A 19,511-nucleotide genomic window follows, 5' to 3' on the forward strand; every position below is an offset into this window, starting at 1 on the left:
TCACGTGGTCGACACGTCAGGGCGACGCACGAAGGGCGCGAGCCGGGGAGGCGCGGCACGGGGAGGGCCGACACGGGGAGGGAGGGCGCCCGGGGGCGCTAGCGTGAGCCGCATGGTCGAGCGGGTGGTCGCGGGCGCCCGCTTCGGGGACGTGCTGGGGCCGCTGCGGGCGGCGTGGGAGACGGCGCCGGTCCACGTCATGGCGACCGAGGGGCCGGAGCACGTGGTCGCGTACCAGAACGCGCGGTCGCGCGAGGCCTTCGGCGACCACGTGGGCGAGCCGGTGCTCGCGGCGTTCCCCGAGGGCTCGCGCGAGGCCCTGGACCGGGTGCTGGCCACCGGGGAGGTCGTCGAGGTGGCGCGCCGCGCGCTGCGCGTCCGTCGGGCCGACGGGGGCGGGGTCGTCATGACGTACGTCCTCGCGCCGTGGGGCGAGGGGCGCCCGTGCGGCGTCGTCGTGACCGCGGTCGACGTGACCGCGGCGGTGCGCGCGGAGCAGGCGTCGGCGCGGGCCCGGCTGCTCGGCGAGATCTCCGACGCCATGGCCCGCGCCGCCGACCCGGTGGCCGCGCTGCAGGCGCTCGCCGACGCGCTCGTGCCCGGCACCGCGGACGTCGCCGCCGTGTTCGCCTCCCGCGGCGACGGGTCGCTGTCCGACCACGGGGCGGTGCCGGAGGGGCCCGTCGCGCTCGCCCTGGCCGCGGACCTCGCGGCCGCCGGGCACCCGCCGCCGCCCGCGGCGCGCGACGAGGCCCCGCCGTGGGACGCCGCCGTGTCGGCCGGCGAGACCGTGGTGCTCGACCTCGACGAGCAGCCGCTCGACGTGGTGGCCGGGGACGCGGCGACCGGTGCCTGGCTGCGGGCGGTCGACGCGCGCAGCGTCGTCGTGCTGCCGCTGGTCGTGGCCGGGGTGCTCACCGGCGGGCTCGTGCTCCTCACCACCCGCGCCCGCGGGCCGCTCGACGCGGACGCCCTGGCCTTCCTCGAGGACGTCGCCGCGCGGGCGGGCTCAGCCGTCAGCGAGGCCGGGCGGCGGCGCCGGCAGCGGCAGGTGGCCCACGACCTGCAGCACGCCCTGCTCCCCGCCGCGCCGCCCCGGCTGCCCGAGGCGACCGTCGCCGCCCGCTACGTGGCGGGCGCCGCCGACGTGGAGGTCGGCGGCGACTGGTGGGACGTCAGCGACCTCGGCGCCGGGCGCATCGCCCTCGGCGTCGGGGACGTGTCGGGCCGCGGGGTCCCCGCCGCCGTCGTCATGGGGCACGCCCGCGCGGCCATGCGCGCCGCCGGCTACGCCGACCTGCCCCCGTCGGCCGTGCTCTCGCTGCTGGACCACCAGCTCGTCGAGCTCGTCGACCCGCCGGACGGGCCACCGGCCGACGGCGACGGCCCGCGCTTCGCCACCGCCTGCTACGCGGTCGTCGAGCCCGGCGTGGACGTGCTCCGGGTCGCCAACGCCGGGCACCCGCCCCTGCTCGTGCGCGGCCCCGACGGGCGGGTGTCGGTCGCGCCGCTGCCCGCCGGGGCGCCGCTCGGGCTGGGGCTGGGCGGCTACGAGGACGCGCTGGTGCTCGCGCCGCCCGGGTCCACGCTCGCCCTGTTCACCGACGGGCTCGTGGAGTCCCGCCGCCGCGACCTCGACCAGGGCCTGGCGCTGCTGGCCGGCGAGCTCGAGCGGCTGCACGGCGAGCCGGACCTCGACGCGCAGGCCGACGCCGTGCTCGCCGCCCTCGCCCCGGGGCACGACGCGCCCGACGACGTCGCGCTCGTGCTCGTGCGCCTCGAGGCGGTGGCCGGCGTCCTCGCCCGCCTCGACGAGCGGGTCACGCACCCGCGCGAGGTCGCGGCCGCCCGGTCGCGCGCCGGCGAGGAGGTCCGTACGGTGGCCGGGCGCGCCCTAGGCAGCGCCGTCGAGCACGTCGTCAGCGAGCTGCTCGCCAACGCCCTCGAGCACGGCGCCCCGCCCGTCGACCTGCACCTGAGGGTCACCGGCGCCCGCGCGGTGGTCGAGGTCAGCGACCGCGGCGTGGCGCTGCCGATGCCGCGCCGGGCGGGCACCGCGGACGAGGGCGGGCGCGGCCTCGCGCTCACCACCGCGCTGTCGACGCGGTGGGGCACCCGGACGCGCATCGGCGGCAAGACCGTCTGGGCGGAGCTGCTGCTCCCCCGCGGGTGAACCGGGCGGGGGGCGGGTCCGGCAGGATCGACGGGTGAAGCCCTCCCGCGCCGCGCACCACGTCCGGACCCTCGCCGAGGCCTGCGCCGCGATGGCCGGCCGCCCGGCGACGATCTTCCCGCTGCGCGTGCAGGAGCTGTGGGTCTGGGGCGGGGCGCTGGAGCCGGGCCGCGACGTCGAGCGGGTCGGCGTCGCCCTCGCGGTCGACCTCCCCGCCGCCGACGTGCCCTGGCTGGGCGAGCCCAAGGGGGCGCAGCACTGGGCCGACGCGACCCGCATGTCGCGCACGCCCTTCACGCCGCGCTGGCGCTCGGTGCACGCGCCGGTGTGGAACCACCGCGTCGAGCGCCCCCTGCTGGTGTGGGACGCGCCCGGCGGCCCCCGCGAGGACGCGCTGGGAGCCCTGGCCGAGGGCGCGGCGCAGGCGCTGCGCGCGCCCGCACCCCCGCCCGACGCCCTGCGGGACCGCCTCGAGCGGGAGCGCGCGGTGAGCCTCGCCGAGCTCGCCGCCGCCACCGCGGCGTACGAGGAGAGGCGCTGGGCGCCCGGCAAGCTCGAGCCGCACGCGGACCGGCTCGCCCGCGCCAGCGCCGGCTACCTCGACGTCCTCGACGGCCTGGCGGGGCTGGCGCTCGCGTAGCGCTCAGTCGAGCGGCGGCGCGGGCGCCGACGCGCCCCGCGAGGACAGCGTCACCCCGACGCTCGCCAGCGAGACGAGCACGAGGGCGACCAGCTCGCGCGGGCCGAGGGCCTGGGAGAGCACGACGAGCCCGGCGAGGGCTGCGGCGGCCGGCTCGAGGGCCATGAGCACGCCGAAGACGCGGGTGGGGATGCGGCGCAGGGCCGCCAGCTCGAACGAGTAGGGGACGACCGAGGACAGCACGGCGACGGCGAGCCCGACGAGCAGCAGCGAGGGGTCCCCGCCCACCGCGGAGGCGCCCGACGCGCCGAACGGCAGCGCCACGAGGCCCGCGACGGCGAGCGCGACCGCGAGGCCGCTGGTCCCCGGCACGAGCGAGCCGACCCGGGCGCTGGCGAGGATGTAGCCGCCCCAGAAGAGGCCCGCGACGAAGGCCAGCACGAGCCCGCCCACCGGCAGGTCGTCCACGCCGCCGAGCCCGAGCAGGGCGACGCCCGCCGCGGCGAGCAGGGCCCAGCCGGCGTCGCGCCAGCGCCGGGTCTGCACGAGCGCGACGAGCAGCGGCCCGAGGAACTCCACGGTGACCGCGACCCCGAGGTCCACGGTGCGCAGCGACAGGTAGAAGACGAGGTTCATGCCGGCCATCGCCGAGCCGAGGAGCAGCACCGCGCCCCACTGCTGCCGCGTCCAGCGGTGCACCGCGGGGCGCAGCAGCGCGAGGAGCAGCAGGCTCGACAGCCCGAGGCGCAGCAGCACCATGCCCGCGGCGCCGACCTCGTCGAAGGCGGTGCGGGCGACGGCCGAGCCGGTCTGCACCGACGCGATGGCGACGAGGACGAGCAGCGGCGCCGGCACCGCGTCCAGGCCCCGGCCGGCGGGAGCCGTGCGGACCCCGCTCACGGGGCGGCCTGCCCGTGCGCGTCGAGCAGCTGGCGCTCGGCGCGGTCGAGGTAGTCCGCGAGCCGCGCCGCCGCGCCCGCGCGGTCCCCCGCCTCCAGCAGCCCGGCCAGGCGGGCGTTGTCCTCGAGGTACGGCTCGTGGAACGGGCGCAGGTCGGCCATGACGGAGAAGGCGAGGCGCAGCTCGGCGAGCAGGTGGCGCATCGACTCGTCCATGCGGGGGCTGCCGGCGAGCGCCACGAGCGCCTGGTGGAAGTGCATGTTGGCCGTGCCGACGCCGGACCAGTCGTCGCGGCGCGAGGCGGCCCAGCCCTCGTCCACGGCGGCGCGCACCCGTGCCAGGGCCGCGGGCGAGGGGTCCGCCGCGGCCACCCCGGCCTGCTCCAGCAGCCGGCGCACCCGGTAGACGTCGGCCACGTCCTCGCGCTCGAGCGAGCGCACGAACACCCCGCGGTGCAGCTCGTGCCGGACGAGCCGCTCGCGCCCGAGCAGCCGGAACGCCTCGCGCAGCGTGTTGCGCGAGACGCCGAGCGACCCGCTCACCGCGTCCTCGCGCAGCCGCGCCCCGGGGACGAGCACGCCGTCGACGACCATCTCGCGCAGCGCGTCGGCGACCCGGTCGGCCGTGCTGCCGCGCAGGAGCCCGTCGCGCGCGGCGACCAGGCGCGCCGGGAGAGCGGCGTCGGGGTCGCTGCCCGGCCCGGCGCCCGGCCCGTCGAGCGGCTCGCGCGCCGCCGCCGCTCCCTGGGGTCCCATGGCCCGAAACATACTGGTTCCACGGCACCCCCTTGTCGGATCGTTGAACAACTCCTACGTTGACGGCCACCCAGACGAGGACGAACCGGCCCCAGCAGCGCGGGCCCGCCCTCCCCCTCCTCCCGAGAGGTCGTCGTCATGGCCCTCCCCCGCCCGTCCCTGCGCCGCTCCCTCGCCGGCGCGGCCGCCGTCGCCGTGGTGGCGAGCGGCGCCACCGCGGTGAGCCTCGGCGGCGCCGTCGCCGACGAGCCCGTCACGCCCGCCGCCCCCTGCCTGCGCACCGACGCGGTGCTCACCGTCGAGGAGAGCCGCCTCGGCGAGCCCCTCCTGCCCGGTGGCGAGCCCGCCGCCCGGCGCTTCGTCGAGGCCGCCGGGTTCGACGGCCTCGTCCAGCGCTTCTACGACCGCCTCTGCGGCGCGACGTCCCTCGCGGCCGCCGAGCGGGTCGTCCGCTTCCACGGCCAGCGGCTCTGGGACGTCGCCGTCGCCCGCGCGCAGGGCGGCAACGGCCTCGGCACCATCGACCGCTACGACGACCGCCCGCTCTACTGGGCCCGCACCACCATGAGCGCCGCGGTGCGCAGCCTCGACGCTGACTACCTCGAGTCCGGCCTGCAGCGCCAGGCCCTGCTGCGCATCCTCGACCGCACGTCCCGCGGGCACGAGTCCATCGCCTGGCCCGCGGGGGACGCGGAGCGCGTGATGATCAGCGGCTTCGACACCTACAGCCTCGACGCCAGCCTGCGGAACTCCAACCCGTCGGGCGCGACCGCGCTGCAGCTCGACGGGCGCACGCTGGACACCCCCGAGGGCCCGGTCACCGTCCAGGCGGTCGTGCTGCCCGTCAACTACACCGACTTCGACCAAGGCGTCGTCGAGGACGCGTTCGGCCAGGTGCTGCGCACCGGGGAGGACCGCGCCGACCTCATCATGACCATCAGCCAGACGGGCCGTGGCCGCATGGACATCGAGCAGTGGGCGGCCAACGCCCGCGGCGGCTCCCCCGACAACAACCGCAACCAGCAGTTCGGCCCGGTGTCGCGGCCGTCGTACTGGCCGCAGCCGTACACCTCGCCGAACTGGATCGAGACCACGTTGCCGTACCAGGCGATGATCGACGCCGGCACCGGACCGTGGCCCGTCGTGCTCAACGACGGCATCTGCGAGTGGCCGGCGGGCACGTTCGACGACACCACGGGCGCGCCGGACCTGCCCGACCCGACCGAGCTCGTCTGCAAGGACGACCCCTCGCCGGGCAGCGCGGCGGCGTCGGGCCCCGGCGGCAGCTACCTGTCCAACGAGAGCATGTACCGCTCCAACCGGCTGCGCCTCGGCATGCGTGCCTGGGACGTCCCCGGCGGGCACCTGCACATCTCGGCGCTGCAGTACCCGACGGACCTCGACCTGCTGACCGACCCGGCCTTCGAGGCGGACCGCAAGGCCGTCGTCGACCAGACCATCGCGCTCGTGGCCGCGGCCGGTGCGGCGGTGGACGAGCGGTGAGCAGCACCTCGACGGCGCCGCGACGCCGCCCGCTCGCCTCCCGGGGGCTGCTCGGGGCCATGTTCCTCATGGCCACGGGCGCCATCGGCCCGGGCTTCATCACCCAGACGACGACGTTCACCGCCGAGCTCGGCGCGGCGTTCGCCTTCGCGATCCTCGTGTCGATCCTCGTCGACATCGCCCTGCAGCTGAACGTGTGGCGGGTCGTCGGCCTCTCCGGCCTGCGCGCCCACGAGCTCGGCAACCGCGTGCTCCCCGGGCTCGGCTGGTTCCTGAGCCTGCTCATCGTCGTGGGCGGCTTCGTCTTCAACATCGGCAACGTCGCCGGCGCCGGGCTGGGCACCGACGCCATGATGGGCCTGGACCCGGAGGTCGGGGCGACGGTGTCGGCGGCGATCGCCATCGGCATCTTCCTCAGCAAGGCCGCGGGCGTCGCCCTGGACCGCATCGTCGTCGTGCTCGGCCTGCTGATGATCGTCATGACGGCGTACGTCGCCGTCATCTCCGACCCGCCCGTGGGCGAGGCGCTGCGGAACGTGGTGCTGCCCGAGGAGATCGGCTTCCTCGCCATCACCACGCTCATCGGCGGCACGGTCGGCGGCTACATCACCTACGCCGGCGCCCACCGCCTCCTCGACGCCGGCATCACCGGGCGCGAGAACCTCGGGGAGATCACCCGGGGATCGGTCACCGGCATCATCATCACCGGGGTCATGCGCGTCCTGCTGTTCCTCGCCGTCCTGGGCGTGGTGGCGGGCGGCGTGACCCTCGCCGAGGGCAACCCGGCGGCAAGCGCTTTCGAGTCCGCGGCGGGCGAGGTCGGCCTGCGGCTCTTCGGCGTCATCCTGTGGGCGGCGGCGATCACGTCGGTCATCGGGGCGTCGTACACGTCGGTCTCGTTCCTCACGACCTCGGCGACCGCGCCGCGGACCCGCAACCTGCTCACCGTCGGCTTCATCGTGCTGACGACCGTGCTGTTCCTCGTCATCGGCGCACCGCCGGCGGACCTGCTGGTCTTCGCCGGCGCCTTCAACGGGCTCATCCTGCCGATCGGCATCGTCGTCGTCCTCTGGGTCGCCCTGCGGCGCAACGACCTCATGGGCGGGTACGCCTACCCGCGGTGGCTCGTGGGGCTCGGCCTGCTCGCCTGGCTGGTGTCGCTCTACCTGGCGTACAAGTCCCTGTCCGCGGTCAGCACGATCTGGGAGTGAGGGTGGACCTCAACAGCGACCTCGGCGAGTCGTACGGGCGCTGGACGCTCGGCGACGACGACGCCGTCCTCGAGCTGGTCACCAGCGCCAACGTCGCGTGCGGCTTCCACGCCGGCGACCCGACCGTGCTGCGCCGCACGTGCGAGCGGGCGGCGGAGCGGGGCGTCGTCGTCGGCGCGCAGGTCGGCTACCACGACCTGGCGGGCTTCGGCCGGCGGTTCGTCGACGTGGCGCCGGACGAGCTCACGAACGACGTGCTCTACCAGATCGGCGCCCTCGAGGCGTTCGCGAGGGTGGCCGGCACCCGGGTGGCCTACGTGAAGCCGCACGGGGCCCTCTACAACACCATCGTCCACCACGAGGCCCAGGCCGCGGCGGTCGTCGAGGCCGTCCGGCGGTACGACCCCTCCCTGCCGGTCCTCGGCCTGCCGGGCTCGCAGTGGCTCCGGCTCGCCGGCGAGGCCGGGCTGCGCACGGTCGGCGAGGCGTTCGCCGACCGGGCGTACACCCCCGAGGGGACGCTCGTGAGCCGGCGCGAGCCGGGGGCGGTGCTCCACGACGCCGACGAGATCGCCGGGCGCTGCGTGCGGATGGCCACGCAGCGGGAGGTCGTCGCGGTCGACGGCAGCGTCGTGGCCGTCGACGCGCAGTCGATCTGCGTGCACGGCGACACCCCCGGCGCCGTGGCGATCGCGCGCTCGGTGCGCGAGGCGCTCACCGGCGCGGGCGTCGAGCTGGGCTCGTTCGCGTGACGCGCCGGCGGGGAGGGAGCGCGCCGTGAGGGTGCTGCCCTGCGGCGACGCCGCGCTGCTCGTCGAGCTCGCGGACCTCGACGAGGTCCTCGGGATCAGCGCGGCGCTGCGGGCCGCGCCCCCGCCCGGCGTCGACGAGGTGGTCCCCGCGGCGCGCACGGTGCTCGTGCGGTGCGCGCCCGGGGCGCTCGACGCGGTGGCGGCGGCCGTGCGGGCCACCCGCCCGCTCGCGCCCGGCGCCGCCGCCGTCGACCAGGTCGAGGTGCCGGTCACGTACGACGGGGCCGACCTCGAGGAGGCCGCCGCCCTGCTCGGCTGGGACGGCCCGGAGCTCGTGCGGCGGCACACCGGCACCACCTGGACCGTGGCCTTCTGCGGCTTCGCCCCGGGGTTCGGCTACCTCGTCGCGGACGGCGGGTGGCCGCAGGTGCCGCGGCGCAGCAGCCCCCGCACCCGGGTGCCCCCGGGCTCGGTGGCCCTCGCCGCCGAGTTCAGCGGGGTCTACCCGCGCGAGTCCCCCGGCGGCTGGCAGCTCGTCGGGCGGACCGACCTGCCCGTGCTCGACCTCGACCGCGACCCGCCCGCGCTGCTGCGCCCGGGCGTGCGGGTCCGCTTCGTGGAGGCGGCGTGACGGCCCGGGCGCTCGAGGTGCTGCGGCCCGGTGCCCTCGCCACCGTGCAGGACCTCGGGCGCCCCGGGCTCGCCGCGCTCGGCGTCGGCCGCTCGGGCGCCGCGGACCGCGCGTCGCTGCGCCTGGCGAACCGCGTCGTCGGCAACCACGAGGGCGAGGCCTGCGTCGAGGTCACGCTGGGCGGCCTCGCCGTGCGGGCCGTCGGCGACCTGCTCGTGGCCGCCGCCGGCGCCCCCTGCCCCGGCACGGCCGGGACGGGGGTGCCGACGTACCTCGCCGACGGCGAGGTGCTCGAGCTCGGGACGCCCCCGACGGGGCTGCGGACCTACCTCGCGGTCGCCGGGGGGCTGGCCGTCGACCGCGTGCTCGGCTCGCGCAGCACCGACGTGCTCGCCGGCATCGGGCCGCCCGCCCTCACCCCGGGGCAGCGCCTGCCCGTCGGTGCGCCGCGCCAGCCGCGCCGGCTCGTCGACGTGGCGCCCGTCCCGCCACCGCCGGACGGCGAGGTCGGTCTGCGCGTCGTCCCCGGGCCGCGCGACGACTGGTTCGCCGAGGGGGCGCTCGGGGCGCTGCTCGGCGGGGCGTACGAGGTGACGGCCGACAGCAACCGGGTCGGCATGCGGCTGCAGGGGCCCGGGCTCGAGCGGGCCCGCGACGGCGAGCTGCCGAGCGAGGGCATGGTCCCCGGCTCGCTGCAGGTCCCGCCCAGCGGCCAGCCGACGCTGTTCCTCGCCGACCACCCGGTGACCGGCGGCTACCCGGTGGTCGCGGTGGTCGTGCGGGACGACGTGGACCGCGCGGCCCAGGTGCGGCCCGGCCAGACGGTCCGGTTCCGCCGGGCCCGCTGAGGAACAGCCCGCCGCGGCACCCGGTTGGGCACGGCCACAGGGGACCGACCAGGAGGAGGACGCAGCATGCGCATCGGCATCATCGGCTCCGGCAACATCGGCGGCACGCTCACCCGCCGGTTCCGGGGGCTCGGGCACGAGGTCGTCGTCGCGAACTCGCGGGGCCCGGAGTCCCTGCGGGACCTCGCGGCGGAGACGGGCGCCACCGCCGGGACGGTCGAGGACGCGGCCCGCGACGCGGCGCTCGTCGTGGTGGCGGTGCCCCTGCGGGCCGTGCCCGACCTGCCCGCAGGGCTCTTCGACGGCCTCGTGGTCGTGGACGCGAACAACTACTACCCCCAGCGGGACGGCGAGATCGCTCCCCTCGCCGAGGGGACGACGTCGAGCCGGTGGATGGCGGATCACCTCGCGGGCGCGCGCGTCGTCAAGGCCTTCAACAACATCCAGGCCCAGCACCTGCTCGAGCGCGGGCGCCCGCAGGGCCAGAACCGGATAGCGCTTCCCGTCGCGGGTGACGACGAGCGGGCCAAGGCGCTCGTGCTCGCGCTCGTCGACGACCTCGGGTTCGACCCCGTCGACGCCGGCACGCTCGACGAGAGCTGGCGCCAGCAGCCCGGCACCCCGGTCTACGGCACCGACGGCTCGGCCGCCGAGGTGCGCGGCCACCTCGCCGCCGCGGAGCGTCCGTGACCGCGGGCACCGCGGCACCGTCCCCGCAGGGCACCGCGGCGCTGTCCGGCGCGCAGGCGCGCGAGCGCTTCCGTGCCGGGCACGTCGCTCCGACGAGCGGCTGGTGCGCGGGCCTGACCCAGGCCAACCTCGTGGTGCTGCCGCGGGACTGGGCGTACGACCTGCTGCTCTTCGCCCAGCGCAACCCGGGGCCGTGCCCGGTGCTCGACGTGACGGACGCGGGGTCGCACGCGACCGCGCTCGCCCCCGGCGCGGACCTGCGCACCGACCTGCCGCGCTACCGAGTGTGGCGCGACGGCGAGCTCGTCGACGAGCCGACCGACGTCGTCGACCTGTGGCGCGAGGACCTCGTGGCCTTCCTCGTCGGGTGCTCGTTCAGCTTCGAGGGGCGCCTGCTCGACGCGGGGGTGCCGCTGCGCCACGTCGCGGAGGGCCGCAACGTGGCAATGTACGTGACCGACCGGCCGTGCCGGCCCGCCGGGCGCCTGCAGGGGCCGCTGGTCGTCTCGATGCGCCCGGTGCGCGCGGACCTCGTGCCGACCGCGGTGCAGGTCACGGCGCGCATGCCGTCGGTGCACGGCGCCCCGGTGCACGTGGGCGCGCCCGCCGCGCTGGGCATCCGCGACCTCGACCGGCCCGACTTCGGCGACCCGGTGCGCGTCGCCGAGGACGAGGTGCCGGTGTTCTGGGCCTGCGGGGTGACGCCGCAGGCGGCGGTGATGGCCTCGCGCCCGCCGTTCGCGATCACCCACGCCCCCGGGCACATGCTCGTCACGGACGCGCCCGACGCGGCGTACGCGCTGCCCTGACCCGGCCGCCCCCGCAGGGGACGGCCGGGCCGGGGAGGAGACCGGTCAGGGCAGGGGGGAGCCGCCCGTGACGCCGATCGTCTCGCCCGCGACGTAGCTCGACTCCTGCGAGGCGAGGAACACGAAGGCCGGCGCGAGCTCGGCCGGCTGCCCGGCGCGCCCGAGCGGGGTCTGCCCGCCGAACTCCGGCAGGTTATCCTGCGGCTGCCCGCCGGTGACCTGCAGCGGCGTCCACACCGGGCCCGGCGCGACGATGTTGACGCGCACGCCCTTCGGCGCGACCTGCTGCGCGAGCGCCTTGCAGAACGTGTTGATCGCCGACTTCGTCGTGGCGTAGTCGAGCAGGTTCGGCGAGGGCTGGTACGCCTGGATCGACGACGTCCCGATGATCGCCGCGCCGGGGCGCATGTGCGGCAGCGCCGCCTTCGCCAGCCAGAAGAGCGCGTACACGTTGGTCTTGAGGGTCTGGTCGAACTGCTCGGACGTGAGGTCCGCGATCTCCTCGACGGCGGTCTGCTTGCCGGCGTTGCTGACGAGGACGTCGACCCGGCCGAACGCCTCGACCGTGCGGTCCACGAGCTCGCGGCACGTCGACTCCTCGGAGAGGTCGCCCGGCACCTTGACGGCCTTGCGGCCGGCCTCCTCGACGAGGCGGGCCACCTCGTCGGCGTCCTGCTCCTCCGACGGGAGGTAGGACAGGACGACGTCGGCGCCCTCCCGGGCGTACGCGATGGCGACGGCGCGGCCGATGCCGGAGTCGGCGCCGGTCACGACCGCGACGCGGTCCTGCAGCCGGCCGGTGCCGCGGTACGTCGCCTCGCCGTGGTCCGGCTTCAGGTCCATCTCGGACGCCAGGCCCGGGGCCTGCTGCTGCTCGGCGGGGAACTGCGGCCCGGGGTACTGCGTGGTCGGGTCCTGGAGCGTGTACTGGTCGGTGGCCATGCCCCAGCCGTCCCCCGCGGACCGGGGCCCGGAACCCCCCGGGTTCCGCAGAAGGCGCCCTTGTGGCGAACTAGTCACCACGAAGGCGCCTTCTGCGGGACCGGGGTCCCGGCAGCGGGCTCAGCGGGCGGGCACCGGCGCCACCGCCGGGCTGCGGTAGCCGTTGCGCCCGACCGCGCGCACCCCGAACGACGCGTTGTCCTTCGACAGGTCGATGCGCGCCCGCCCGGAGCGCCCGACGCGCACGACGTGCGTCCAGTCCGGGGCGTCCGTGGGGCGCCACAGCACCTCGTACGCCGCCGCGTCGTCGGCCACCTCCCACACCAGCTCGGTGTCGTTGGTGAGCTCCGCGGTGAGGACCTGGACCCCCTCCGGCGTGCCCGGGCCCTGCGCCAGGGACCACAGCGCCGCCCCGTTGACCCGCGCCACCCGCGCGATGTAGCCCCAGTCGCAGAAGCGCGGGAGGTCGCCGTACTGCACGCCGTCCTCGACCCGGACGTCCTGGTGCTGGTGCGCGAAGTCCTCGTGGGGCTCGGTGAAGCGCGCCGCCGCCCAGCCCTGCTCGAGGAACGGGATGTGGTCGCCGCCGCGCAGGTAGCGGTCGCGCCGGTAGATCGTGCGCACCTGCATCCCGGTGGCGCCGTTCTCCGCCACGGAGGTCACGAAGCGGGCCAGCTGGCGCGGGGGCGAGTCGTTCTCGCCGCCGACCGAGCGCCGGACCGCCGCCTGCTCCGGCGTCTCGGCGGTGGGCACGCCCTCGGCGAAGAGCCGCACGCTGCGCGGGTCGCGCTCGCCGTCGTCGGCCCGGCTCGCGCCGATGATGTCGTTGGTGAACATGCCCTGGACGTCCGCGCCCGAGGCCGCGAGCTGCTCGGCGAGGTGGTTCGCGCCGTAGAGGCCCTGCTCCTCCCCCGCCACCGCCGCGAAGACGATGGTGGCCGCGGGGCGCGTACGGGCCATGAGGCGGGCCAGCTCCATGACGGCGGCCACGCCCGAGGCGTCGTCGTCGGCGCCGGGGGCGTCGCTCTCGGCGTCCATGACGTCCGTCGCGCGCGAGTCGTAGTGCCCGGAGACGACGTACGTGCGGGCCGACCCCTCGGAGCCGCGCAGGGTCGCGACGACGTTGGTGATCCGGGTCGCGACGGGGATGCGCGAGGCGGGCTCCTGCACGTACGACTGCAGCTCCACCGTCATGCGCCCGCCGCTGGCCGCCGCGTAGCGCTGCATCTGCGCGAGGATCCAGTCGCGGGCCGCGCCGATGCCGCGCCGCGGGTCGTCCTGCGCCGAGAGCGTGTGCCGGGTGCCGAAGGACGCGAGCTTGCGCACCGTGGCCTCGATGCGCCGCTCGTCGACCCGGCGCAGCAGCGCGCGCAGGTCGGCGTCCGGGGCCTGGGGCCGGTACGGGCGCCCGGGGCCGGCCGGCCAGGCGTCCTCACCGTGGCCCGCCGTGACCGCGACCGCGGCGCCGGCGGGCAGCGAGGTCGCGGCGGCGGTGCCGGCGAGGAGCGCGGCGCCGCCGAGGAGGACGCCGCGGCGGGAGGTCCCGGCGTCGTCGCCGGTCGTGCGGGTGCGAGGCATGTGCCGGTTGTATTGCGCTACGCCGTGCTTGTCCATGCACCGTGAGTAAAGATCCGGCCACGGGGGACGGTCGCGCCACACGTCCCCGTGCACCGGAGGTTGCTGTGAGCGACGCGAGCGGCCGGGCCAGGCCCAGCGTGAGCACCGAGCGCTGCGAGGCCTGCGGCGCGCCCGGCGTCGTCCTGCTCGACGTCATGGCGCCGCCCGGCGAGGAGCCGACCCAGATGCGCTCGTGCAGCCGCTGCGAGACCCGCTCGTGGTGGCGCGGGGGCGAGCGCGTGCCGATGGCCGAGGTGCTCGGCAGCGCCGCCCGCACCCCCTCGCGCCCGCGCAAGAAGCGCTGACGGGGGCGCCGCGCCGCTACCCGCGCGGCGGGCGGAGCAGCCCCCAGCACCGCAGGCCGTCGACCTGCTGCTTCGACACCGGACCGAAGCCGTGGCGGGCGTAGAAGGCCAGGTTCCGCTGCAGGTGGGTGTCGAGGTACACCGGCGTCCCCGCGGCGTCGGCACGGGCGAGGACCGGGGCGAGCAGGGCCGCGCCGACCCCCTGCCGGCGCCGGCCGGGGTCGGTGCCGAGCAGCCAGAGGTACCAGTGGGGCCCGGTGACGGCCCGGTGCCGCTCGCGCTCCATCGCCCCGACGACGGCGGCCGTGCCGCGCACCGCGCGGGCCCCGAGGCGCAGCGTCTGCAGCGCCATCCCCGAGCGCAGCATCCGCAGCGCACCGACCTCGGTCTCCCCCGGCGGGAGCCAGCAGGCGACGCCGCCCACCTCCGGGGTCGTCGAGACCTCGCCGTACCGCAGGCAGCAGTCCTGGATGCTCCCGAGCACGCCCGGCAGCCGGCGACGGCGCCGCTCGGGGTCCGGCACCAGGTGGACCATCATGGGGTCGTCGCGGAAGGCGGCCGCCAGGACCGCCGCGGCGGCGGCGCGTCGGTCGCGCGGCAGCGGGACCACGGGGGGCGACGTGGGCACGGGCCCACTGTGGCACCGGCGCCGAGCGCTGTCAGCGGGCCCCGGCCGGTCCGCGCAGCCGCTCCAGCAGCCCCATCGCGTCGAACGGCGCGCGCACCTTCACGTCGTTGTCGAAGTAGACGTGCACGTCCCGCGGCGCCGCGGGCCGCGGCGGCGTGAGCAGCCGGGCCCCCGGCGGGTCCTCCCCCGCCGCCCAGGTGCGCGCCCTCGCTGCCCAGGCGTCGAGCGCCGGGGGGTCGTACCCGCTGACGTAGAGCTCCTCGCTGCCGTGCAGGCGCACGTAGGTGAACCCGGCCGTCTGGTCCTCGACGAGCGGCCACTTCCCCGCCGTGTCGGCGACGACGAGCGCGACCCGGTGCGCGCGCAGCTGCTCGACGAGCGCCGGGACCTCGTACGAGGCGTGGCGCACCTCGAGCGCGTGGCGCACCGGCCGGTCGGGGTCGTCGGTGGTGGTCCAGGCGCGCCCCTCGAGCCGCCCGTCGTGGCGGCCCGCGAGCTGGGCGGCCTCGCCCGCGGTGCGCGGCAGCTGGCGCAGGAAGCCCTCGAGGCGGTCCGGGTCGTAGTGCAGCTGCGGCGGCAGCTGCCAGAGCACCGGCCCGAGCTTGGCGCCCAGCGCCAGCACCCCCGAGGCGAAGAAGTTGGCCAGCGCCGTCTCGACGCCGGCGAGCTTGCGCAGGTGCGTGATGAAGCGCCCGCCCTTGACGCTCAGCACGAAGCCGTCCGGGGTGCGCTCGGCCCACGACCGGTACGACTCCGGGCGCTGCAGGGAGTAGAACGAGCCGTTGACCTCGATCGAGGTCGTCCGGGCCGCGGCGTGCTCCAGCTCGAGGCGCTGCGGCAGCCCGCGGGGGTAGAACGAGCCCCGCCAGGGGGCGTACGTCCACCCGGAGATCCCCACGTAGTAGGCCGCCACGGGGACCTCCTGCCCGCGGGGGGCGCCACCTGCGCATGATCACGGCAGGGGAAGGGGCGGAGGGCGCGCGCGGCGCGCCGGCATGGGCGAGAGTGGGCGGGTGACCGACGCCCCCGCCCTGCTGCTCGGACCCGCGCTGCGCCACGTCGACGACCGCACGGCGACGGTCTGGGTCGAGGCGTCGCGGGCCGGCACGGTCGGCGTCGACGCGGGCGGCGCGCACGCCGAGGCCGCCACGTTCTGCGTCGAGGGGCACCACTACGCCCTCGTCGTCCTCCACGGGCTGGAGCCGGACCGCGAGCAGCCGTACGCCGTCACCCTCGACGGCGAGCGGGCCTGGCCGCTGCCCGGGGACGACCGCCGCCCGCCGACGATCCGCACGCTCGGCGAGTCCGGCGAGCCCGGCACCCACGACCTCGACGTCGCCTTCGGCAGCTGCCGCGCGGACCGGCCCCAGGAGGAGCCGTGGACGCTGGAGCCCGAGGAGCACCCCGACGGCGTGGGGCCGGACGCGCTCGTCGCGCTCTCGCGCGACTGCCAGGCCGGGCGCCGCCGGGTGCCGGACCTGCTCCTGCTCCTCGGCGACCAGGTCTACGCCGACGAGGGCCTGTCGCCGCGGGTGCGCGAGCGGCAGGTCCGCCGCCGCGGGGCGCACAGCGACCCGCGGCAGGAGGTCGCGGACTTCGAGGAGTACACCTGGCTCTACCGCGACAGCTGGGGCGACCCCGACGTGCGGTGGCTGCTGGCGACCGTGCCGAGCGCGATGGTCTTCGACGACCACGACGTGCGCGACGACTGGAACACCTCGGACGTGTGGCGCGACGAGGTGCAGCGCCTGCCCTGGTGGGAGGAGCGCATCACCGGCGCCTACATGTCGTACTGGGTCTACCAGCACCTCGGGAACCTCTCCCCCGCGGCGATCGAGGAGGAGGGGCTGCTGCGGCGCATCTGCGAGGCGGGCGCGCAGAGCGGCGACGGCGGGGCCGTGCTGCGCGAGTTCGCCCGCACCGCGGACGAGGAGGTCGACGGCGAGAAGCGCTCGCGGTGGTCGTACCGCCGCCACCTCGGCCGCAACCGGCTCGTCGTCATCGACACCCGCTCCGGGCGGGTGCTCGAGGACGACCGGCGCGACATGCTGTCCGAGGGCGAGTGGCGCCAGGTCGAGGAGTGGCTGACCGGCGACGTCGAGCACCTCGTCGTCGCCTCGTCGCTGCCCCTCGCCCTCGAGCCGGCGCTGCACGACGTGGAGGCGTGGAACGAGCGGCTGTGCGCCGGCGCCTGGGGCCGTACGGCCGCCCGGCTCGGCGAGCGCTTCCGCCAGGCGGTCGACCTCGAGCACTGGGCGGCGTTCGAGCGGTCGTTCCGCCGGCTGACCGGTCGCCTCGGCGAGGTCGCGGAGGGGCGCCACGGCGCCGCACCCGCCACCGTCCTCGTGCTGTCCGGCGACGTCCACCACTCGTACGTCGCGCCGATCACCTACGCCGGCGGCGCTGAGCGGGCCCCCGTGCTGCAGGTCGTCAGCTCGCCGCTGCGCAACGCGGTGCCGCGGACCGTGCGGCGCGGGTTCGCCGCGGCGAGCTCGGGCCCGCTGCGGGCCGTCGGGCGCGCCCTGCGCCGCAGCGTCGGGCTGCCCCCGCCCCCGGTGTCGTGGCGCCTCACCACCGGACCGCTCTTCGGCAACGGCATCGGGTCGCTGCGCCTGTCGGGGCGCACCGCCCTCGTGCGGCTCGAGCGCGCGCTGCCCGCCGGGCGCGGGCCGGGGCTGCGGGTCGTGCACGAGGAGCGGCTGGGCGAGGGGACCCGCGCCCCCTCGCCCTCGCCCGTCCCCTGACGCGCCGGTGCTGGGGGGTCAGGCCCCGCTCGGCCCCGCCCAGAGGTTGATCCCGCCCTCGACCGCGTGCTCGTCGATGGCCGCGAGCTCGTCGTCGGTGAAGCCGAGGCGCTGCACCGCCGCGACGCTGTCCTCCAGCTGGCGCACGCTCGACGCGCCGATGAGCGCGCTCGTCACCCGCTCGTCGCGCAGCACCCACGCGATCGCCATCTGGGCGAGCGTCTGCCCGCGCTGCTGCGCGATGTCGTTGAGGGCCCGCACGTGCGCGAGGTTCTCCTCGGACAGCAGCGACGGGTCGAGCGACTTGCCCTGCGCCGCGCGCGACCCCTCGGGCACGCCCTGGAGGTACCGGTCGGTGAGCATCCCCTGGGCCAGCGGCGAGAAGCCGATGCAGCCCACGCCCTCCTCGCCGAGCACGTCGAGCAGGCCCTCCTCGACCCAGCGGTTGAGCATCGAGTACGACGGCTGGTGGATGAGCAACGGCGTCCCGAGGTCCCGGAGGATCGCCACCGCCTCGCGGGTGCGCTGCGGCGAGTACGACGAGACGCCGACGTACCGCGCCCGGCCGCTGCGGACCGCCCGGTCGAGGGCGGACATCGTCTCCTCGAGCGGGGTGCCCGGGTCGAAGCGGTGGTGGTAGAAGACGTCGACGTGGTCCAGGCGCATCCGCCGCAGCGACTGGTCCAGCGAGTCGAGCAGGTACTTGCGCGAGCCGAGGTCGCCGTACGGGCCGGGCCACATGTCCCAGCCCGCCTTCGTCGAGACGACCACCTCCTCGCGGTGGCGGGCGAAGTCCTCGGAGAAGACGCGGCCGAAGTTGATCTCGGCCGAGCCGTACGGCGGTCCGTAGTTGTTGGCGAGGTCGAAGTGCGTCACGCCGAGGTCGAAGGCCCGGCGCAGCACGTCGCGCTGGGTCTGCAGGGGCTTGTCGTCGCCGAAGTTGTGCCACAGGCCGAGGGAGACGGCGGGCAGGTGCAGGCCGCTGCGCCCCACCCGGCGGTAGGGCATGCGCCCGTCGTAGCGGGCGGGGTCGGGGACGTACGTGTCGAGGATCGCCATGGGGCGCATCCTGCCCGCCGCGCCGGCGGGTCGACCCACCGGTGCGGGAAGCAACCACCGCCCGGCCGCGTTGGCCCCCGTACGTGACCTCCCCGGCCCTGGCCCCGCCCGCCCCCGCACCGCCCCGCCACCGCATGACGACCTGGCGGCTGGTGCTGCTGGGGCTGGTGACGGCGCTCGGCCCGCTGTCCATCGACCTCTACCTGCCGGCCTTCCCGGAGCTGGCCGACGAGCTCGCCACGAGCGAGGCCGCCGTGCAGCTCACGCTCACCGCCTGCGTCGTCGGGCTCGCGCTCGGCCAGCTGGTCGCGGGGCCGTGGTCGGACGCGCGGGGGCGCAAGGCGCCGGTCGTCGCCGGGCTGCTCGCCTGGTCCGCCGCGTCCCTGGCCTGCGCGGTCGCCCCCTCGATCACCACGCTGACGCTGCTGCGCCTCGCCCAGGGGCTCGCGGGCGCGATCGGCGCCGCGGTGGCCCGCGCCGTGGTGCGCGACCTCGCCGACGGCGACCAGCTCACCCGGGCGTACGCCCGCCTCATGCTCGTCGTCGGCGTCGTGCCCATCGCCGCCCCCTCGGTCGGCGGCCTCCTGCTCGGCACGACCGACTGGCGCGGCCTCTTCGTCGTCCTGGCGCTCGCCGGCGCGCTGGTGACCGTCCTCGTCGCCGTCGGCCTGCCCGAGACGCTGCCCGCGCACCTGCGGCGCTCCGGCGTGCGCCGGAGCCTGGAGAGCTACGGCGTGCTGCTGCGCGACGCGCGCTTCGTCGGCCCGGCGCTCGTCGTCGGCCTGGTCTTCGCCGCGATGTTCAGCTACGTCAGCGTCTCGCCCTTCGTGCTCCGCGACGGCTACGACCTCAGCGCCGCCACGTACGGCCTGCTCTTCGGCGTCAACGCCGTCGGCCTGGTGCTGGGCACCCAGGCCAGCGCCGCCCTCGTCGCGCGGGTGCCCTCCGCCGCGGTGCTGCGCGGCGCCCTGCTCGCCGGGGCCGCCGCCGGGCTCGCCATGCTCGCCGCCGCGGCGACCGGCGCGCTCGGCCTCTGGGGCGTCGCGGTGCCGCTGCTCGTCGTGGTCACCAGCGTCGGCGTGGGCATGCCCGTCGCCTCGGCCTGGGCCATGCAGGGCCACCCCGAGCGGGCGGGCGCCGCGTCCGGCCTGCTCGGCGTCTTCCAGTTCCTCCTCGGCGGGGTGCTCGCGCCGGTCGTCGGCGCCTTCGGCGGCGGCAGCGCGGTGCCCCTCGCCGCGGCGGTCGTGCTCCTGCTGGGCGTGGCCCTGGCCGCCAGCCGGCGCCCGGCGCCGGCCGCCGCCTGA

General features: G+C 76.9%; 19 protein-coding genes. 12 read left to right on the forward strand and 7 right to left on the reverse strand.

Annotated features, from left to right (window positions below; all coding sequences use genetic code 11):
* The first annotated feature begins 112 nt into the window (after positions 1 to 112).
* Positions 113 to 2,173, forward strand: coding sequence for a SpoIIE family protein phosphatase (locus D5H78_RS09295; RefSeq protein ID WP_119950143.1), 2,061 nt, complete (start codon positions 113 to 115; stop codon positions 2,171 to 2,173).
* Positions 2,174 to 2,207: 34 nt separating this feature from the next.
* A complete protein-coding gene (locus tag D5H78_RS09300) occupies positions 2,208 to 2,813 on the forward strand; it encodes a DUF7711 family protein (RefSeq protein ID WP_119950144.1) in 606 nt (201 codons plus the stop codon).
* 3 nt (positions 2,814 to 2,816) lie between these two features.
* Here the strand turns inward: D5H78_RS09300 and D5H78_RS09305 are convergent, their stop codons facing one another.
* A complete protein-coding gene (locus D5H78_RS09305; RefSeq protein ID WP_218566424.1) occupies positions 2,817 to 3,713 on the reverse strand; it encodes an EamA family transporter in 897 nt (298 codons plus the stop codon).
* Entirely contained in the window at positions 3,710 to 4,468 is a 759-nt protein-coding gene (locus D5H78_RS09310; protein ID WP_119950145.1) for a GntR family transcriptional regulator, read from the reverse strand. The genes D5H78_RS09305 and D5H78_RS09310 overlap by 4 nt, the downstream gene beginning before the upstream one ends.
* A gap of 138 nt (positions 4,469 to 4,606) precedes the next feature.
* Here D5H78_RS09310 and D5H78_RS09315 point away from each other — a divergent pair, with 138 nt between their 5' ends.
* From D5H78_RS09315 to D5H78_RS09345, 7 genes are all read left to right on the forward strand, one after another.
* The gene (locus D5H78_RS09315; protein WP_119950146.1) at positions 4,607 to 5,971 is read left to right on the forward strand and encodes a hypothetical protein; all 1,365 of its coding nucleotides are present in this window, start codon (positions 4,607 to 4,609) and stop codon (positions 5,969 to 5,971) included.
* A gap of 59 nt (positions 5,972 to 6,030) precedes the next feature.
* On the forward strand, positions 6,031 to 7,182 hold the full coding sequence (locus tag D5H78_RS09320; RefSeq protein ID WP_119950308.1) for an NRAMP family divalent metal transporter: 1,152 nt from the start codon (positions 6,031 to 6,033) through the stop codon (positions 7,180 to 7,182).
* The gene (locus tag D5H78_RS09325; protein ID WP_119950147.1) at positions 7,179 to 7,934 is read left to right on the forward strand and encodes a LamB/YcsF family protein; all 756 of its coding nucleotides are present in this window, start codon (positions 7,179 to 7,181) and stop codon (positions 7,932 to 7,934) included. Before D5H78_RS09320 ends, D5H78_RS09325 begins: the two co-directional genes overlap by 4 nt.
* Positions 7,935 to 7,959: 25 nt before the next feature.
* Positions 7,960 to 8,565: a 5-oxoprolinase subunit B family protein gene (locus tag D5H78_RS09330; RefSeq protein WP_119950148.1), complete on the forward strand. Its 606-nt coding sequence runs from the start codon at positions 7,960 to 7,962 to the stop codon at positions 8,563 to 8,565.
* A complete protein-coding gene (locus D5H78_RS09335) occupies positions 8,562 to 9,413 on the forward strand; it encodes a 5-oxoprolinase subunit C family protein (protein ID WP_119950149.1) in 852 nt (283 codons plus the stop codon). Before D5H78_RS09330 ends, D5H78_RS09335 begins: the two co-directional genes overlap by 4 nt.
* Before the next feature lie 66 nt (positions 9,414 to 9,479).
* Complete coding sequence (locus D5H78_RS09340; protein ID WP_119950150.1) at positions 9,480 to 10,103, forward strand: NADPH-dependent F420 reductase; 624 nt, start codon at positions 9,480 to 9,482, stop codon at positions 10,101 to 10,103.
* Positions 10,100 to 10,912 carry a putative hydro-lyase gene (locus D5H78_RS09345; protein WP_218566426.1) on the forward strand — a complete coding sequence of 271 codons (813 nt, stop codon included), beginning with the start codon at positions 10,100 to 10,102 and terminating at the stop codon, positions 10,910 to 10,912. Before D5H78_RS09340 ends, D5H78_RS09345 begins: the two co-directional genes overlap by 4 nt.
* A gap of 45 nt (positions 10,913 to 10,957) precedes the next feature.
* Here D5H78_RS09345 and D5H78_RS09350 read toward each other — a convergent pair whose 3' ends face one another.
* Positions 10,958 to 11,854 carry an SDR family oxidoreductase gene (locus tag D5H78_RS09350; RefSeq protein ID WP_119950151.1) on the reverse strand — a complete coding sequence of 299 codons (897 nt, stop codon included), beginning with the start codon at positions 11,852 to 11,854 and terminating at the stop codon, positions 10,958 to 10,960.
* Between the two features lie 120 nt (positions 11,855 to 11,974).
* Entirely contained in the window at positions 11,975 to 13,432 is a 1,458-nt protein-coding gene (locus D5H78_RS09355) for a M20/M25/M40 family metallo-hydrolase (RefSeq protein WP_119950152.1), read from the reverse strand.
* Positions 13,433 to 13,536: 104 nt separating this feature from the next.
* On the opposite strand from D5H78_RS09355, the gene D5H78_RS09360 reads away from it, so the two are divergent.
* Complete coding sequence (locus D5H78_RS09360; protein WP_119950153.1) at positions 13,537 to 13,776, forward strand: hypothetical protein; 240 nt, start codon at positions 13,537 to 13,539, stop codon at positions 13,774 to 13,776.
* A gap of 16 nt (positions 13,777 to 13,792) precedes the next feature.
* Here D5H78_RS09360 and D5H78_RS09365 read toward each other — a convergent pair whose 3' ends face one another.
* Together D5H78_RS09365 and D5H78_RS09370 are read right to left on the reverse strand one after the other, a co-directional pair.
* The gene (locus D5H78_RS09365) at positions 13,793 to 14,404 is read right to left on the reverse strand and encodes a GNAT family N-acetyltransferase (RefSeq protein ID WP_133412029.1); all 612 of its coding nucleotides are present in this window, start codon (positions 14,402 to 14,404) and stop codon (positions 13,793 to 13,795) included.
* Between the two features lie 31 nt (positions 14,405 to 14,435).
* Positions 14,436 to 15,317, reverse strand: a complete 882-nt coding sequence (locus D5H78_RS09370) for a DUF72 domain-containing protein (RefSeq protein WP_119950155.1) — start codon at positions 15,315 to 15,317, stop codon at positions 14,436 to 14,438.
* Positions 15,318 to 15,417: 100 nt separating this feature from the next.
* Between D5H78_RS09370 and D5H78_RS09375 the strand changes: the two genes are divergently transcribed.
* A complete protein-coding gene (locus D5H78_RS09375; protein ID WP_218566427.1) occupies positions 15,418 to 17,148 on the forward strand; it encodes an alkaline phosphatase D family protein in 1,731 nt (576 codons plus the stop codon).
* Between the two features lie 18 nt (positions 17,149 to 17,166).
* Here D5H78_RS09375 and mgrA read toward each other — a convergent pair whose 3' ends face one another.
* A complete protein-coding gene (gene mgrA, locus D5H78_RS09380; RefSeq protein WP_119950158.1) occupies positions 17,167 to 18,207 on the reverse strand; it encodes an L-glyceraldehyde 3-phosphate reductase in 1,041 nt (346 codons plus the stop codon).
* A gap of 83 nt (positions 18,208 to 18,290) precedes the next feature.
* On the opposite strand from mgrA, the gene D5H78_RS09385 reads away from it, so the two are divergent.
* Complete coding sequence (locus D5H78_RS09385; protein ID WP_218566428.1) at positions 18,291 to 19,511, forward strand: multidrug effflux MFS transporter; 1,221 nt, start codon at positions 18,291 to 18,293, stop codon at positions 19,509 to 19,511.

The sequence above is a fragment of the Vallicoccus soli genome (assembly GCF_003594885.1).
GTDB classification, from domain to species: domain Bacteria; phylum Actinomycetota; class Actinomycetes; order Motilibacterales; family Motilibacteraceae; genus Vallicoccus; species Vallicoccus soli.

Coding starts and splice junctions, on each gene's coding strand:
- D5H78_RS09320 (WP_119950308.1), top strand. CDS start 6,031: ATGTTCCTCATGGCCACGGGCGCCATCGGCCCGGGCTTCATCACCCAG.
- D5H78_RS09340 (WP_119950150.1), top strand. CDS start 9,480: ATGCGCATCGGCATCATCGGCTCCGGCAACATCGGCGGCACGCTCACC.
- D5H78_RS09350 (WP_119950151.1), bottom strand. CDS start 11,854: ATGGCCACCGACCAGTACACGCTCCAGGACCCGACCACGCAGTACCCC.
- D5H78_RS09315 (WP_119950146.1), top strand. CDS start 4,607: ATGGCCCTCCCCCGCCCGTCCCTGCGCCGCTCCCTCGCCGGCGCGGCC.
- D5H78_RS09295 (WP_119950143.1), top strand. CDS start 113: ATGGTCGAGCGGGTGGTCGCGGGCGCCCGCTTCGGGGACGTGCTGGGG.
- D5H78_RS09355 (WP_119950152.1), bottom strand. CDS start 13,432: ATGCCTCGCACCCGCACGACCGGCGACGACGCCGGGACCTCCCGCCGC.
- mgrA (WP_119950158.1), bottom strand. CDS start 18,207: ATGGCGATCCTCGACACGTACGTCCCCGACCCCGCCCGCTACGACGGG.
- D5H78_RS09310 (WP_119950145.1), bottom strand. CDS start 4,468: ATGGGACCCCAGGGAGCGGCGGCGGCGCGCGAGCCGCTCGACGGGCCG.